The 16,134-nt window shown below is 62.0% G+C and carries 12 protein-coding genes; 5 read left to right on the forward strand and 7 right to left on the reverse strand.

The features are described 5' to 3' along the window. Window positions 1-16: 16 nt before the first annotated feature. The gene (locus HMPREF0178_RS08750; protein ID WP_009380218.1) at window positions 17-1,372 is read right to left on the reverse strand and encodes a phosphomannomutase/phosphoglucomutase; all 1,356 of its coding nucleotides are present in this window, start codon (window positions 1,370-1,372) and stop codon (window positions 17-19) included. Window positions 1,373-1,851: 479 nt separating this feature from the next. Here HMPREF0178_RS08750 and hflK point away from each other — a divergent pair, with 479 nt between their 5' ends. From hflK to HMPREF0178_RS08775, 5 genes are all read left to right on the forward strand, one after another. Further along, entirely contained in the window at window positions 1,852-3,075 is a 1,224-nt protein-coding gene (hflK, locus tag HMPREF0178_RS08755) for an FtsH protease activity modulator HflK (RefSeq protein WP_009380219.1), read from the forward strand. Further along, window positions 3,075-3,923: a protease modulator HflC gene (hflC, locus tag HMPREF0178_RS08760; protein WP_009380220.1), complete on the forward strand. Its 849-nt coding sequence runs from the start codon at window positions 3,075-3,077 to the stop codon at window positions 3,921-3,923. The genes hflK and hflC overlap by 1 nt, the downstream gene beginning before the upstream one ends. Window positions 3,924-3,946: 23 nt before the next feature. Next, a complete protein-coding gene (locus tag HMPREF0178_RS08765) occupies window positions 3,947-4,642 on the forward strand; it encodes a helix-turn-helix domain-containing protein (protein WP_005028172.1) in 696 nt (231 codons plus the stop codon). Window positions 4,643-4,909: 267 nt separating this feature from the next. Beyond that, entirely contained in the window at window positions 4,910-5,917 is a 1,008-nt protein-coding gene (locus HMPREF0178_RS08770) for a lytic murein transglycosylase (protein ID WP_009380221.1), read from the forward strand. A 144-nt stretch (window positions 5,918-6,061) separates the two neighbouring features. Continuing rightward, window positions 6,062-7,225: a metallophosphoesterase gene (locus tag HMPREF0178_RS08775; protein ID WP_009380222.1), complete on the forward strand. Its 1,164-nt coding sequence runs from the start codon at window positions 6,062-6,064 to the stop codon at window positions 7,223-7,225. A 96-nt stretch (window positions 7,226-7,321) separates the two neighbouring features. Here the strand turns inward: HMPREF0178_RS08775 and murJ are convergent, their stop codons facing one another. The 6 genes from murJ to HMPREF0178_RS08805 form a co-directional block, all read right to left on the reverse strand. Further along, a complete protein-coding gene (murJ, locus tag HMPREF0178_RS08780) occupies window positions 7,322-8,911 on the reverse strand; it encodes a murein biosynthesis integral membrane protein MurJ (RefSeq protein WP_009380223.1) in 1,590 nt (529 codons plus the stop codon). A gap of 122 nt (window positions 8,912-9,033) precedes the next feature. After that, complete coding sequence (locus HMPREF0178_RS08785) at window positions 9,034-11,895, reverse strand: ComEC/Rec2 family competence protein (protein WP_009380224.1); 2,862 nt, start codon at window positions 11,893-11,895, stop codon at window positions 9,034-9,036. A 289-nt stretch (window positions 11,896-12,184) separates the two neighbouring features. After that, a complete protein-coding gene (locus HMPREF0178_RS08790; RefSeq protein ID WP_009380225.1) occupies window positions 12,185-13,279 on the reverse strand; it encodes an alanine--glyoxylate aminotransferase family protein in 1,095 nt (364 codons plus the stop codon). Then, window positions 13,276-14,166, reverse strand: coding sequence for a glutamate racemase (murI, locus tag HMPREF0178_RS08795; RefSeq protein WP_009380226.1), 891 nt, complete (start codon window positions 14,164-14,166; stop codon window positions 13,276-13,278). Before murI ends, HMPREF0178_RS08790 begins: the two co-directional genes overlap by 4 nt. Window positions 14,167-14,277: 111 nt before the next feature. Then, window positions 14,278-15,204, reverse strand: coding sequence for a pyridoxamine kinase (locus HMPREF0178_RS08800; protein WP_009380227.1), 927 nt, complete (start codon window positions 15,202-15,204; stop codon window positions 14,278-14,280). A gap of 269 nt (window positions 15,205-15,473) precedes the next feature. Then, window positions 15,474-16,134, reverse strand: a 661-nt coding sequence (locus tag HMPREF0178_RS08805; protein WP_009380231.1) for a pseudouridine synthase, incomplete at its 5' end; no start/stop codon positions are given.

The raw sequence follows: 16,134 nt of genomic DNA on the forward strand, positions 1-16,134 counted from the left end.
TCCCCAATTTCGTTTCTTACTCGGCTTCCTCAATCCACTTTTTCAGCGGGGTTTCCATCTCTTCGCGGATGGCGGCGAGGGCCTCGGCACTGTCCGCTTCGAAGCGGGTGACGAGGACGGGCTGGGTGTTGGACGCGCGGACAAGCCCCCAGCCGTGGGGGAAATTCACGCGGGCGCCGTCCAGCTCGATGGTGTCGTAAAGGGCGCGGAAATGGGCCTTGACCTTCTCGACAACGGCAAATTTGGCATTGTCCGGGCAGGGAATGTTGATTTCGCGGGTGGCGAAGGACGCGGGCCAGCCGGGGAGTTCGGTCATGGGCTTGTCCTGCGCCGAAAAGAGGGCCACAAACCGGGCCGAACCATAGATTGCGTCGTCGAAGCCGTACCAGTTGTCGGCAAAGAACATGTGGCCGGACATTTCACCGGCGAGCGGTGCGCCGACTTCCTGCATCTTGGCCTTGATGATGGAGTGCCCGGTGGTCCACATCATGGGGGTGCCGCCGTGCGCCTTGATGTCGTTGAAAAGGCGGCTGGAGCACTTCACGTCCGCGATGACCGTGGAGCCGGGCTTGCGGGTCAGCAGCTCACGGGCGTAGAGGGACAGGACTTCATCGCCGAAAAGCAGGCGCCCGTCGGGATCGACGATACCGAGGCGGTCGGCGTCACCATCCAGCCCGATGCCGAGATCGGCCTTTTCTTCCTTCACGCGGGCCATGAGAGCCTGCATATTGGCTTCTACGACGGGATCGGGGTGGTGGTTGGGGAAATCGCCGTCCGGCTCGCAGAACATGGGGATGACCGTTGCGCCGAGTTTGGTGAGGATGTCCGCGCAGATTTCGCCGCCCGCGCCGTTGCCGCCGTCGAGCACCACTTTGACCGGGCGGGCCAGCTTGAAGCGGCTGAGGATATCTTGTTTGTACGTGGGGATGATATCGATGCGCGAAGCCGTTCCCGTGCCCTCGGCGAAGGCGCCCTCCTCAAATATGGCCTTGATCTTTTGGATTTCTTCGCCGTGAATGGTGGACTGTCCGGCCCATACCTTGAATCCATTGTATTCCGGCGGGTTGTGGCTGGCGGTGATCATGACGCCGCCCTGCCGGTTGAGGTGCTTGACCGCAAAATAGAGCGCGGGAGTGGGGACCATGCCGATGCTGATCACATCGGTCCCGGTGGACAGGATGCCCTCCACAAGTGCGTCGTGATACGCGGGCGAGGAGTGGCGGCAGTCATAGCCGATGACCGCGCTGCTGATGCCCCTGCCGGCCAGATAGGTGCCGCAGGCTTTCCCGAGATGGGTTACCCATTCGGCGTTGAAATCCTTGTCCACGACGCCGCGAATATCATAAGCGCGAAATACGTTGCCTGCGTTCATTTTTTTCCTCCGGGTGTGCCCGTTGTAAGGCGTGCAAAGTGTGTACGAGATGTTAGAAAAAGAGAGGCGTTGAGTGCATAAAGAACCGTATCGGCCGGTTTTCATATGATGCGGCCTTGATGCGTTTGAGATTGGAGTGGCCGCAGCCCTTTTTATAGCAGACACCCCCTCCGCCCGCAAATGAGAAGGAAAAAGGCTTGGCGGACGGCAACGGGATAGTGCGTGTCTTCTGGTCGTTAGAACGGCGAAAGTCGCGTTCTTGGAAGAAAAAAACTAAATGAACTTGACCGTCTGTGCAGGATGACCTATATTTTGTAAACTCTGAATCCATTTGGCAGGCAATCCCGGAACGGACGGATCCCGCCTGCGCCCGGATGGATTTGCCCCCCTCCGAAGGGGACGTGCGATGCCCGGCCTGTGCCGGTGCGACCCGCATGTTCCGGCACGGAGGAGTTTTTCTGGCCATATAAGGAATCTTGATGAACTGGGACTGGGACAAGCTCCAAGAGAAACGGCAGAGGCAGAACTGGGGTAACAGCAGTAACAACAGTAGTAACAACAATAATAACAATAAGAACGACGAAGAGCCGCCTTTCGGCAGTGGGAGCGGCAACGGCGGCGGCAAGGGGCCGGACTACGAGAAGTTCTCCGACGCCTTCAAGCGCCTGCCCCATCTCTCCGCGCCCGCCGGCGGCAAGGTCAAATGGATCCTTGTCGCGCTCGTCGCCGTATGGCTGCTTTCCGGCATCTATATCGTCAATCCCGATGAAGAGGGCGTAGTCCTGCGCTTCGGCAAATACGACCGCACGGTCGGAGCCGGCCCGCATTATGCGCTGCCCTTTCCCATAGAAACCGTCTACAAGCCCAAAGTCACGCAAGTCCAGCGTGTGGAAGTGGGCTTCCGCTCCGTAGGACAGGGCCGCACCTTCCAGCAGGGTGCGAACCGTTCCCTGCCCGAAGAGTCCGGTATGCTCACGGGCGACGAAAACATCGTCAACGTACAGTTCAGCGTCCAGTACCAGATCAAGAATCCGGTGGAATATCTGTTCAATGTGACGGATCAGGCCGCCGTGGTCAAAAACGCCGCGGAAGCCGCCATGCGCGAAGTCATCGGCAACAGCCTCATCGACTCCGCGCTGACGGACGGCAAGCTCCAGATCCAGACGGAAGCCACGCAGCTTCTGCAGGAAATCCTAGACCGTTACAAGGTCGGCGTGCGCGTCATAGCTGTCCAGCTTCAGGACGTCCACCCGCCCAAGGAAGTCAGCGACGCCTTCAAGGACGTCGCCAGCGCCCGCGAGGACAAGAGCCGCATCATCAACGAAGCCGAAGCCTACCGCAACGAGCTCATCCCCAAGGCGCGCGGCCTCGCCGCCGAGGTGGAGAACCAGGCGCAGGCCTACAAGGAAACCCGTATCCGCAACGCCGAGGGCGAAGCCGACCGCTTCCTCGCGCTCCTCAAGGAGTACGAGCAGGCCAAGGACGTCACGAAGCAGCGCATGTATCTTGAAGCTATGGAAGAAATTCTCAGCCGTCCCGGCATGGAAAAGCTCGTTCTCCCGAAGGACGCCGCCGATCGCGTGCTGCCGCTGTTGCCGCTCATGCAATCCGCCCCGTCCGCCGGGAAGATTGCGCCCCAAGAACAACCTTCCGGGACCCAGCTTCCGGAAGCAACCCTGAGCAGACCGAGGGGGAATAACTGATGGAAAAGCGTTTTCCCTTTCTGATCGGCCTGATCATCATTCTGGTTCTGATCGGCTCCCAGAGCATCTTTATCGTCAACCAGACGGAAAAGGCGCTGGTGATCCAGCTCGGCGATCCCGTGGACAAGGTGTTCGGGCCGGGCCTGCATTTCAAGATTCCGCTCATCCAAACCGTCGTGCGTTTCGACGCGCGCGTATTAGATTATGAGGCAAGGGCCGCAGAGGCCTTGACCAGCGACAAAAAAGCTATAGTTCTCGATAACTACGCTCGTTGGCGGATCATCGATCCCTTGCAGTTCTACAGATCGGTGCGCACGATACCGGGAGCCCAGGCCCGCCTTGATGACGTCGTGTACTCCCAGTTGCGCGCCCAGGTTGGTCGGCACAGCCTGACCGAGGTCGTCTCGAGCAAACGCAGCGGTATCATGGCCGACGTGACCCGCCGCGCTTCGGACATCATGAAAGAGTATGGTATTGAAGTTGTTGACGTGCGCATCAAGCGCACCGACCTGCCCGCCGAAAACCAGCGGGCCATTTTCGGAAGGATGCGGGCCGAACGCGAGCGCCAGGCCAAGCAGTACCGCTCCGAAGGTGTCGAAGAAGCGACAAAACTCCGTTCCGAAGCAGACAGGGAACGGGCAGTGATACTGGCAGAGGCCAACCGCCGTTCATCCGTCATCCGTGGTGAGGGCGATGCGACGGCGGCACGGGTTTTTGCGGAAGCTTTTTCCCGCGCCCCGGACTTCTATAAGTTTCAGCGCGGGCTTGAAGCGCTCAAGAAGAGCTTCGAGCAAAATTCCCGCATTGTGATTACGAACGATGACCCTTTCCTCGCCCCCATCAGATAACCCCGGGGGTATGGAGTTTTTCAATGACGTTTTTTCAGGAAGTTTATGACCGCATCCGTTGTGCGACGAATGCCAGAACCCAAACGGAACTGGCCGCCGTGCTTGAAATACGGCAGTCAAGCATTTCGGATGCGAAGCGTCGGAATTCGATCCCTTCCGACTGGTACATGAAACTGTTCGAAAAGTTCGGGCTCAACCCCGATTGGATCAAGAGCGGCACCGGCCCGATGTTCCTGAAGATCGATCAGGTATACACGCCGGTCGAAGGCCCGCCGGAAGGGTTCCACGAGGAACCGGCCCACTATGCGGACCCCAACGCCATCAGCACGCTGACTAAGGTCTATTCGACGCAATGCGCGTATGAAGAGGGGCATCCCGCCCCGGATTTGCAGACTTCGGGCAAGATTGCCCTGCCGCAGTCCTATGTCAATGCGCAGACGCTCGTGTTTCATATCGAATCGGATTCGTTTTCCCCGCTGGTCCGCCGCGGGGCTTATGTCGGGGTGGATACCTCGCGTACGCACCCCATTTCCGGCGAAGTGTACGCCGTATACATGCCGCATGAGGGCGTGGCGCTTAAGCGCCTGTTCCTCGACGGCGATCATGACCGTTTCATCCTGAGGACGGAACAGCCCGCCCACCCCGGCGTGGCGTTGCTCCCTCAGGACTGCCCGGGGCGTATCCTCGGCAGGGTGTCCTGGGTGTTGCAGAATGTGTAAAGCATAACCGGGGGAGGGCGCTTTTTGAAAGAAGCGTCCTCCCCCGGACCCCCGCCCGCAAAACTTCACGTTTATCGAATCCCTGTTCGCGGCTTTCCCTGTTGGTCTTTTGGGCCTGCGGAGAGGCCGGGAGCAGGGATTTTATGGACTGGGAGGATTGGAAGGGGGGCGGATAACGTTTAGAAGGACGTGGTGAGCCGTCTTTTTTGAAGAGGGTCGTTTCCCTATTCAATGCAAAAACAGGAGAGTGTTTTGGAGAGTTCCGTGATGCGGCGTACTTTGAGCGCCGTTTTGCTTTTGCTGGCGTTGGCTGGATCGGGGTGCGCGCAGAACCGGATCGTGTACGCGCAATCTGGTGTGCAAGTGCAGCCGCCTCAATATCCGTCCTATCAGGGGTCGTACACGAACGGCGCGATCCCCTCGGCATGGCTGCCCCTGTACCAGCGCTTGCGTGCCGACGGTCTGGACGGCCCGGATTTGCCGGCGCTCTTCGCCTCAATGGGCACGCCGTCGCAGGACCCCATGGGCCGCAAGATCAAGGAGCTGTATACCAAGGCCTTCGCCCCCAAGCCGAAACCCACGCCGCCGTCCTCAAAGCCCACAACGCCCGCCCGGCCCAAGCCGCTGGTCTATCCCGGCGTGATCACCGCCGAGAACGTGGAGAAATGCCGGGCCTTCCTTGAGGCCAACAAGCCCGCCTTCGATTATGCCGAACGGACGTTCGGCGTGCCGCGCCAGATTTCCGTGTCGCTCCTGTTCGTGGAAACCCGCCTCGGCACGTTCTTGGGCAAGGAGAAGGCGTTCTACACGCTGGCGAGCATGGCCTCATCCCGGCGGCCCGAGGCCATTTCCACGTATGTGGCGCAGCTTCCCGGCTCCACAGCGGCCGATCGCCAAAGCTGGATTCAGCAGCGCATGGAGCAGCGTTCGGACTGGGCCTACAAGGAACTGGTCGCTCTGCTCAAGAATATCCGCTCGTCCGGCGAGGACGCGCTGGCCATGCCGGGTTCCATTTACGGGGCTATCGGGCTGTGCCAGTTCATGCCCACGAATATCAGCCACTACGGAGCCGACGGCAACGGGGACGGCGTGGTGAACCTGTTTACCGTGCCCGACGCCGTGGCGAGCCTCTCCAACTACCTCGCGCAGCACGGCTGGAACAAGGCGGCGACCCGCGCCCAGAAGCAGAAGGTCATCAAAACCTATAACCGTATAGATATCTACGCCAATACGATTCTCGGCCTTGCGGAGGCCCAGGGATACGTGGCGGAGTAAGTTTCCCTCCTCCGTCCAAACGGGGGAGGGTCTTTATTTCGTCCTTCATGGAATTGTATCCGTCCATTCGCCAAGGCGTCACGGAAGCGGCGTATCAGTTGGGCCTGTCTCTAGACGGGCCAAACTTTTATTCGGAGAATGAAAATGACGTATCGACTTTCCGGCAGGCTGTTGAACAAGGGCCTCATGGGTGCCGTGGTCGCACTGCTTCTGCTGATGAGCCTGCTGGCTCCGGCACGGGCCGAGCTGGTTCAGTTTGTCTATACCTCTGACCAGCATTACGGGATCACCCGTAAGACATTCCGTGGGCTGGACAAAGTTTCCTCCCGCGAAGTCAACGCAGCGATGGTGCAGGCCATCAATACGCTTCCCGGGATCACGCTTCCCGAGGACGGCGGCGTCCGGGCCGGACAGCCCGTGCAGTGGGCCGATGCGGTGATTTCCACCGGTGACATCGCCAACCGCATGGAAGGGACCGACGAGCGCCTGATCCCCTCCGCCACGGAGTGCTGGACCCTGTTCGAGAAGCAGTATATCAACGGCGTTTCGCTCAAGGACCGTGCGGGGAAGGCGGCTGAAGTGCTGGCCATTCCCGGCAACCACGACGTGACCAACGCTGTGGGGTTCTACAAGGCGATGGCCCCGGCGAAGGACAACGGCTCTTTACTCGCCATGTACAATCGCGCGAACAACACTTCGCTGGCGCCCGAAGCCTTTGACGCCAAGCGGGACAAGGTGTTCCTGAACCGGGAATACGGCGGCGTGCGTCTGCTTTTCGTGCAGATGTGGCCCGACAGCGCGGCTCGGGCATGGCTCGACGCGCAATTGGTCAACGTCCCTTCCGGAAAGCCGGTGCTGTTGTTCACCCATGATCAGCCGGATATTGAAGCCAAGCACCTCATCAATCCCAACGGTTCCGGGGACATCAACGCCAAGGACAAGTTCGAGAATCTGGTTTCCGACGTATCCAGCGTTCAAAAGGCCAAGGAAGTCCCGGTCAAGGAACACCGGGAGCTTGCGGCGTTCCTCAAGAAGCATCCCTCCATCGTTGCGTATTTCCACGGCAACGAGAATTACAACGAGTTCTACACGTGGGGCGGCCCGGACAACGACATCGCCATGCCCGTGTTCCGCGTGGATTCTCCCATGAAGGGCAATGCGTCCAGCAAGGACGAGAAGCTCCTTTCCTTTCAGGTGGTGAGCATTGATACCGACGCCCGGAAGATGACCGTGCGGGAAGCCCTCTGGAACGCCGATCCCAAGCATCCGGCGATTACGTGGGGGGAAAGCAAGACCATCGGGTTTTAAGTAAAAGGTGGAGGAACATTGGGGAGGGGGAGGTTTGGAGGGGGGAGGGGAACCCTTCTCCAGAAGGGTTCCCCTCCCCCCTCCAATCTTCAATCCCTACCTTCTCCTTCTTAAGGACAGCGCCTCAGGCATGAACAGCTTGGCGAGCAGAAGATAAGGAATGGCGAAGATGACCCCGGCAATGCCGCATATGACGGCGTGGCGCATGGCTGCGGGCAGATAGGCGTACAGGGAGGGGAACCAGAGGGGCAGACGGCCGGGAAGCCCGTAGACCGCGAAAAAGGCCAGCAGCGTGCCGGGCAGGACCAGCAGGAATCCTTTGAGGAGCAGATGCCCCATGCCGTCGAACGCCCCCGTGCCGTGCTTGCGGATCCAGAACCACGATAGGGCAAGGGTGTAAACGAAGAGGCAGAGCGTCGTCAGCATGGCAACGCCGAACGCGCCCCAGAGCTTTACCGCGAGCGGATAGACGGGGAGGGCGGCGAGGGTCGCCACAGTGCCTACAATGGCCGGGGTGAGGGTGTTCTGACGGGCGTAGAAAGCTCTCCCGATAACCTGCTGTACGACCCAGAAGGGGACTGAAAGGAGCAGTATCTGGAGCAGCGGCGCGGCGAGGATGGTTTCCTCGGCGGAGAAGCGCCCGCCTTCAAAGATGAATCCGAGCGTGGGCAGGGCAACGGCCATCATATAGGCCGTGAGCGGGATGACCACGAGCATACTCCCGCGCAGGGCCGTGCCAAGGGTCTTGTCGAATCCGGCGTCGTCGCCCCGGGCCGCCAGCGCGGCGAGGAACGGGAAGGACGCCACTCCCGCGGCCTGCGCCACCACGCCCACGGGGACAAGCATGATGCGCCGGGCATAGCTCAGGAGGCTTACCGCCCCCTCGCCCGCCATAGAGCCGAAAATACGCACGAACTGCTCATCCATGGCCACAATGGACACGCCGAGCATGAGCGGCAGGGCCAGCAGGAGAAGCCGTTTGAGGAGCGGGTGGCGCAGGGTGAAGCAAAGCCGCAGCCCGGCGGGTATGCCTTCGGGCAGAGGGGAGCCGGAGGAGCGGGCCGCCACGACAGGCAGCAGGAACGATCCGAGGGCCGCGCCGAACAGGACGCCCCAGCAGAAGCCTTCCATGCCCCGCCCGGTCACGAGGAGGCCTCCCGCGATGATGCAGCCGTTGTAGATGAGCGGTGTGAGCGCGGGGGCCAGGAATTGCTTGCGGATATAGAGCAGGGCGGACACGCACGCGCCGGGCAGGAAGAAGACCTGTGCGGGCAGGATGATGCGCAGGAAGTGGGCCAGCCGGGCCTGTTTTTCCGGGGAAAATCCCGGCCCGACGATCCGGGCGAGTTCCGGAGCGAAGATCCATGCCACGGCGGTCAGGGCGGCTATGCCGAGGGCCGCCCACCAGAACACCGCCGAGAAGAACCGCCAGCCGTCTGCCTCGTCCTCCTCGAACCGCTTGGAAAGCAAAGGGATCAGCGTGATCGAGATATAACCGCCCGCGAGCAGGTAATTGAGGAAGTCGGGGACCACAAAGGCCGCGAAATAGACGTCCGATTCCGCACCCGCCCCGAATTGCCACGAAACCACCTTATCCCGTACCAGCCCCATGAGCCGGGACAGGAACACGCTGCCCGCCATGATCAGGGCCGCTATGCCCATTTTATGCGTTGCCGTCAGTCGCACTGCTTATCCTTATGATTGGAGGCTCAAATCGGGAAGGGGCTTTCTGGAGAATGCTTTTCTGCCTGCCTCGTACCCGTTCCCCGCCTCCAACGGTCTTTTGGGGGTAATGGGATGATGCCGTTTCATTCCGTGTTTCCGGCGGGAGAGCCTTCGAGTGCCCTCCCCATCGGTTGGGCATATTGGGAGAGATGAGGGCGCGGAGGAGGAAAGCCTTCTTGAAGAATGTTTTTCTTCCCCGCATTCTTTTTCAGATCCCAATGGACGGCAATTTCGCCTTCATCACCGGTGATGTGAAGCGGAATATTCCGCCATTCCAATGCATCGCGGACTTTCCGGGAGGGAAGCCGGTACGGGTTGTACGCTCCGGCGCTGGCGATGGCCAGCTTTGGAGACACCGCGTCGTACAGAGCCGGGACAAGGCTGCCTGCGGAACCGTGGTGAGGCAGGACGAGCACGTCCGCCGAGAGGTCCGCGCCACTCCGCAACAACGCCCGCAGGTATGGGGCTTCGGCATCTCCGGGCAGCAAGGCGAGGCCGTGCCCGTTGAGGACAAGCCGGAACACCAGCCCGTCATTGCCGGAAGGCGTCACGCCGGGGGCCGGGGCCAGCACCTCAAGCGCCAGTCCGTCCGCAAGGGGGAGCACGTTTCCCGCGCCCAAAGTATGACGGGGAATACCGCGCGAAGCAAGGATGGCGGTGAACGCTTCGGAGAGAGGCCGGGGCGATCCCTGCCGCGGCGTGTCGATGCCTTCAAGCGGAGCGGTATAGGCCTTTTTTATCGCATAATTGTCCGCGATGAACAGCAAGCCTTTGAGGTGATCCCGGTCGGGATGCGTTACGGCGATGAAGTCCAGCCGGGGCAGGTTGTTGGCGGTAAGCACCGGGGAAACGAGATCACGGCCCACGTCGAAACGGTCGGAAAACAGCCCGCCGCCGTCCACCATCGCCCTCCCTCCGTGGGGCCATTCCAGAAGCACGGCTTGCCCCTGTCCGACATCCAGCACCCTGAGGGAAATTTTGGGCTCAAAGAAGGCGTGGACCCAGAGCAACGGCCCGACGGAAAGCAGGAGCGCACCGGAGATCAGAAGGCGTTTCGCCGCGTGTGGGAAATGATCCCGATGTATGCGTATGGCCAGTGCCACGGCGATCGCGCCGAAGCCAAGGATGGCGGTCCAGTGCGGGCGAGGGGATACGAACAGATCCAGCCCCGCGTGCGCTTGCAGCCAGCGCAGGCTATGCAGAAGGGCCTCGCAAGGAATGTTCGCCAGATGGAGCAGGAAACCGGCTGCCTGTTCCAATCCGGCTGCCGCGGCGATAAGCCCGAGGAACGACAGCGGCAGGACGATGAAACCGAGCGCCGGAAGCCAGAGCAGGTTGATCGGGAACCAGAGGGTCGAGCGCCCGAAGGCATCCAGCACGAGGGGGAGGGTGGCGAGCTGCGCGGCGACGGAACAGCCGAGGGTCAGCCAGAGAAGCCGGATGAAACGGCTCCCGGCGGCACGCATGGGCGAGAGCCCGTCTTGCAGGACTTTGAGCGGCGAGAAGGATAACGGGCCGTCGTTCCAGAGTTTGCTGAGCCACGGGGAACAAAGCGCGATTCCCGCCACCGCCGAAAAAGAGAGCTGCACGCCCAGATCGTACAGGCACAGGGGATCGGCCAGAACCATGCAGAGCAGGGCAAGCAGGAGCACATCGGCAAATGTGAAGGCCGGGCGCAGGTTCCGGCGGAAACGCTCGGGAAGCAGATCGGGCACGCAGCGCAGCAGGCAAACAATGGCGAGCATCAGGGCGGCCCGAACCAACGAAGGCGGCGCATCGCCGAGCCATAAATAGGCGGAGGCCAGCGGCAGGCTCAGGAGCCCGATGAGGCTGTAGGCCGGAAAACGCAGGAACAGCCCCGGCGCGAGGAGCCCCACCATCCCGGTGAGCGCCAACGCGCCCAGGCCGACGACGGCAAGGTGCTGTCCGGACAGGGCGAGGCTGTGTGTCAGCCCCGCCGCGTTGATGCGTTCCATGTCCGGCGTGTTGAGCCCATAGCGATCCCCGAACAGCAAGGCCGGGATGATGGAAGAGCCGCCGTCCCGCGCTCTTGAAAAGCGCCTCGTATCCGCCGGTACTGTGGAGTACGCAGGTGAACCGGAATGTTCCCGAACATCTCCAATCTGTACCTCCTCAATCTGCTCAGGAGCGGGCGGGAGGTTCTCCCTCCGTGGGGTTGAAGGCGGTTCGCTCCAAGCGTTTTGGGATGGCAGGGCCGTCTGCCGGGAAGTGTTTCTGTCCGTACTGGAAGGGAACAGTGTACGGAGGCCGTTTTCTTCCGGCGGATCCAGCGCGGCGGCGACACGCTGGCGCAGGAGCTCCCGTAGTTCGGCTCCGGCGGAAGGCGTGCCGGATGTACGGATGGCGGCGTCATCCTGTTTGGCCCACGCCTGAAAGAAAACGCCTTGGCGATGCCAGTAGTCTTCACTGTTCCACGCGCCTTGGTTGCGGAAACCGTGAACCGGGCGGATTTTCAGGTTTGCGGTTATCCGTTGCCCCGGTAAGGGACGAGGTGCGTCGGGCATGTCCTGCCATGTCAGTGCCAGCCTGCCGGGAAGCGGTTCCTTTTCGGCGGGGCCCACATCGTCCAGAATGATTTGCAGACGCTGATCCGGCAAGCCGCGGGAACCGACGATCACGCCTTTCACGGTGACGGCCCGCCGTGAGGACAGGCTCTTTTCCAGCCATGCCGGGTACTCTTGGGGGACGCGGGGAACGGACCTTTCGCCGATCCACCAGCCTGTGATGACGCACGCAGCCGCCAGCAGGCAGCAGAGAGGGCGGCGCGTCCGGCTGTCCGTCCATGCGAACAAGGCGCAGGCCGTCAGAGCCGGAACCGGAAAACGTGCCGTGACGATTCCCGCGACGAACAGCAAGACGCTGGTTTCCCAGAACAGGAGCGGCTGAAGCGGGGGGACGGGCGGCATCGGCTGTTTCGTCGGCATGGCGCAAGTTGTTTTGGAAATGAGAGGGAAGATTGGGGAAGGGAGGAAAGACTTTTCTGAAGAAAGGGGGCCCCACTTTTTCCCCTTCCCCGGACCTGCCGGTGCGAATCTTTCCCTCTCCAAAGCTTTTCACGCTAACGAATCCTTTGAAAGGGCTTCGTTGGGGAAAGAGGTTTCATACCGACATGTTCCGTTGCGGAGCGTACCCCGAAATGCGTGTGGGATATCGGAAGGACGGAGAAAAAGGGGGAGGGCTGGGCCCTCCCCCAATGGGTTTTGTCTCGACCGGCTATTTTTTCAGCGTGGCGGCGATGGCGTCGAGGGCCTGTTCCATGAGGTACGGCTGGGCCTGCGTGCCCATGTGTCCGAGGCGGAAGACCTTGCCGTCCATCGGGCCGAAACTGCCGGTACAGATCAGCCCGTGGCGGCGGAGGGCTTCTTTCCATTCCGGCCACGTAAAGCCGTCGGGGATCATGGCCGCCGTGACGGTCGGCGCGTTGACGGCGTCGGGAGCCGTCCAGAGCTTGATGCCGAGTTCGGCGAGCCCAGCCCGGCACTGGGCCGCTACCGCTTCGTGGCGGGCAAACGCGGCGTCCATGCCTTCCTTGAAGATGGCCTGCGTCCCCGCGTACAGCGCGGCTACGCCGTGCCAGTTCGGGGTGTAGGGGCAGCGCCCGTCCGTGCGCACGGTGCGGAAGGGCAGGATGGCGTCGTAGCCCTGATAGTTTACTTCCTTCATGCGTTCCCATGCGGCGTCGCTGACGCCCACCATGCTCATGCTTGGGGGGCAGCTCAGGCACTTCTGGGAGCCGCCGAGCATCAGGTCTACGTTCCATTCGTCCATGTGCACGGGCGCCCCGCCGAGCCCCGCCACCGTGTCCACATAGAACAGCGGCACCCCGAGATCCTTCTTGAGCTTGCCGAGCAGCCCGATGGGGTTCAGGGTGCCGGACGGCGTCTCGCAATGTACGGCGGTCAGCATGACCGGCTTGACGCGGCGGATGGCTTCCTCCACGGCGGCGAGGTCGCTTTCACGGATGCTGCAATCATAAGGGAGGGATACTTTTTCCACGATGCAGCCGAAGGATTCGGCCATTTCGCCGATGCCGTCCCCGAAGACGCCGGTACCGACGCTGACCACATGATCGCCGGGTTTCAGGCAGCTTTTCAGCGCGCCCCAGAGGGCGAGCATACCTTCACCGGTCATCAGGACGACATCGTCCTTTGTGCCCATGAGCTTGCCGATGCCGCGGCTGGCGGCGTCGTAAAGGCACAGGAAATCGGATTCGACCTGCCCCGATCCGTAATCCCTGCCGAGAACGGCAATGACGTCTTCGTGCAGGGCGACCGGGCCGGGGACCATGGGAATGGGGGCGTAACTCATGATGGTTTCCTTTGTGTTGGCGTTTCGGCGGCGTCGGGGAGGGGCACGTTTTCAAGATCCACAAGCCGGACGTCGCTGTCCGTGATGGTCATGTTGAGGAACAGGCTGCCCGTGCGGGTGAACCGCTGTGGGTCGTCGGTGATGAAAAAACGGATGCGCCCCGTGCGCCCGGCCTGCGGGTGGGCCAGCCCTTTGTCGGCGAGGCGGCGCTTGACCACCTCGGCCGTGGTCGCCGCGGAATCCACGATATGGACTTCCGGTCCGACGACCTTGCGGATGGCGGCGGCGAGCATGGGATAGTGCGTGCAGCCGAGCACAAGGCAGTCTGGCGCTGGAGACTTCTCAAACAGCGGCTCAAGGTAGCGTGAAACCACGCCTTCGGCGATGGGGCCGTCGAACCAGCCTTCTTCGGCCAGCGGCACGAACAGCGGGCAGGCGAGGCTGCGGACCTGCGCTTCGGGGCGGCGGCGGAGGATGGCTTCGGCATAGGCCCCGCTGCGGATGGTGGATTCGGTGGCGATGACCGCGATGTCGCCGGAGGGCGAGGCTTCGCAGGCGGCGCGGGAACCGGGCTCGATCACGCCGATGATGGGCATGTCGGGCCATGTTTCGCGCAGGGCGGGAAGCGCGGCGGCGGTGGCCGTGTTGCAGGCGATGACCAACAGCTTGATGCGCTGGCCGATGAGCTTGGCGGCGGCCTGAAGGGAGTAGCGGACAATCGTTTTCTGGCTTTTGGCCCCGTAGGGCACGCGGGCGGTGTCTCCGAGGAACAGGTAATCCTCGCCGGGCATGAGGCGGCGCATGGCGTCAAGGACGGTCAGGCCGCCCACGCCGGAATCGAAAAGGCCAATGGGCAGTTGGTCCAGGCCGCATTGTTCCGTAGTCATCAGCATATCCTTTGTCCCATGCCGTTGTATCGGATGGAGCGTTCGCGTCCGGGGCGTCCCGCCGTCCGCGATTTTGATCTTGCGCCTTTGGGGCGGGAGGCGGAGCCCATGTCAGTCTTCGAAGGGGAGCACCGGGTTACAGCAGCCGTCCCCGTCCATGATCCGGCATTTGCAGGCCGAGACGGGCGCGAACAGGCTGCCGAGGATGCGCTCCAGCAGGATGCCTTCGCGCGAGGGCAGCCCTTGCCCGAACGTGGCCCGGATACCGAGGGTGACGAACTGGACGGCGCGATCCAGCGCGATGGACAGGCTGTCGCCCTGGATGAGGCTGCCCGTGAGCACGCTGGAGAACGTGTCCCCCGTGCCGGGGTAGTGGGCGGGGATGTAGGCGCAGTCGATGCGCCAAAAGCGGTCCTCGTCGCGTTCGTAGGCAATGACCGAGGCATTGTGTCCGGGGTCCCTGCCGTCTTCCAGCAAGGGGACGCTTGTGGCGACCACGGTTTGAGGCCCCATTGCGGACAGGCGGCGCAGCCGGCCCTTGATTTCCTCAGGCGAGATCCGGGGCGTGAACGGCTCGTCGAGGAGCAGGGCGACTTCGGTGATGTTCGGGGTGATGATGTCGGCGCAGGAGATGAGCCAGCGCATTTTTTCCACCATTTCCGGGGTCATGGTGGGATCAAGGATGCCGTTGTCCCCGAGCACCGGATCCACGACCGCCAGCCCGCCGGGGGCGAGGCAGTTGCGGATGCACCGGGCCACCGAATCCATCTGTTCCGGGGAGGCCATGAAGCCGGAGTATACGCCGTCGAAATGGAGGCCGAGCCTTTCCCAGTGGTCGAGGATGCCGCCCAGTTCCGGGGTGAGATCGCACAGTGTATAGTCCGTGAATTCCACCGTGTGCGTGGAGAGCACCGCCGTGGGCATCGGGCAGACCTGTATGCCCATGCAGGAGAGGATCGGGATCGCCACCGTCAGCGACGTGCGCCCGAAACCCGACATATCGTGGATCGCGGCGATTCTGGGGACTGGATTGCGCATAGCGAGACTCCGGGGAAAGGCTTGGACGGGGGGAAAACTTCTGAGGAAGGGTTCTCCTTCCCCCGCCCCCTCTCCCTTCCCAAGACTTTTGACCTTTTTAAAGGGGGGAAGCCCCATTGTTTTTCAGGAGGCAGAAGTCTCCCATACCGCGAGCTGCAAATCAAGATCCTGAAAACAGGTCAAAAACAATCTTCATCAAAAGAACAAGTATGTTATGACGTTTTTCAGGCAAGATCCGCAAACTTTCCCCTCCCCCCTCCAATTTTCTCTTACATCTCCACAGCTTTTTTTAGAGCCGCCACTTCGGCGGGGGTCAGCTCGCGGGCTTCGCCGGGCTTCATGACGCCGAGGCGCAAGGGGCCTTGCGCGACGCGGACGAGCCGGAGGATGGTCAGATGCAGATCGCGGCACATACGGCGGATCTGGCGGTTCAGGCCCTGATGCAGGGTCATCTCGAGCAGGGTGCCGCGCTGCCCCGCAGGGGCTTCGGCATTGCGGGAAACACCGGACAGATCATGGACCTGCCCCGGCAGGACGCGGATTTCCACGGGCGCGAGCTTCTCGCCCTCGGCAAGCGTCATTCCCTTGCGCATGACGTCAAGGGCGCGGTCGGACACCCCGCCCCGAATAAGCACATGATACACGCGCGGCATGTGATGCCGGGGATGCACCACCCGGTTGGTCAGTTCACCGTCGTCGGTGAGCAGGACAAGCCCTTCCGAGAAAAAGTCGAGGCGCCCGGCGGGATAAAGGCGGCGGGCCTTCCACTTCGCGGGGACGAGATCGAGCACCGTGGTCCGGCCTTCGGGATCGTAGGCCGTGGACACCACGCGAACGGGTTTGTTCAGCAGCAGGTAGCAGGGGGCCTGTGCGATGGGCTGGACGGGCTTGCCGTCCACTTCCAGCTTGTCGGTGCCGGGCGTGACTTGG

This window comes from Bilophila sp. 4_1_30, assembly GCF_000224655.1.
Classification (GTDB): Bacteria; Desulfobacterota; Desulfovibrionia; order Desulfovibrionales; family Desulfovibrionaceae; genus Bilophila; species Bilophila wadsworthia.

Bases quoted from the DNA above. Each gene is read 5' to 3' on its own strand.
- HMPREF0178_RS08790 (WP_009380225.1), bottom strand. From the start codon at position 13,279: ATGAGTTACGCCCCCATTCCCATGGTCCCCGGCCCGGTCGCCCTGCAC.
- HMPREF0178_RS08770 (WP_009380221.1), top strand. From the start codon at position 4,910: ATGCGGCGTACTTTGAGCGCCGTTTTGCTTTTGCTGGCGTTGGCTGGA.
- murI (WP_009380226.1), bottom strand. From the start codon at position 14,166: ATGACTACGGAACAATGCGGCCTGGACCAACTGCCCATTGGCCTTTTC.
- HMPREF0178_RS08785 (WP_009380224.1), bottom strand. From the start codon at position 11,895: ATGCCGACGAAACAGCCGATGCCGCCCGTCCCCCCGCTTCAGCCGCTC.
- HMPREF0178_RS08750 (WP_009380218.1), bottom strand. From the start codon at position 1,372: ATGAACGCAGGCAACGTATTTCGCGCTTATGATATTCGCGGCGTCGTG.
- hflK (WP_009380219.1), top strand. From the start codon at position 1,852: ATGAACTGGGACTGGGACAAGCTCCAAGAGAAACGGCAGAGGCAGAAC.
- HMPREF0178_RS08800 (WP_009380227.1), bottom strand. From the start codon at position 15,204: ATGCGCAATCCAGTCCCCAGAATCGCCGCGATCCACGATATGTCGGGT.
- HMPREF0178_RS08775 (WP_009380222.1), top strand. From the start codon at position 6,062: ATGACGTATCGACTTTCCGGCAGGCTGTTGAACAAGGGCCTCATGGGT.
- hflC (WP_009380220.1), top strand. From the start codon at position 3,075: ATGGAAAAGCGTTTTCCCTTTCTGATCGGCCTGATCATCATTCTGGTT.
- HMPREF0178_RS08765 (WP_005028172.1), top strand. From the start codon at position 3,947: ATGACGTTTTTTCAGGAAGTTTATGACCGCATCCGTTGTGCGACGAAT.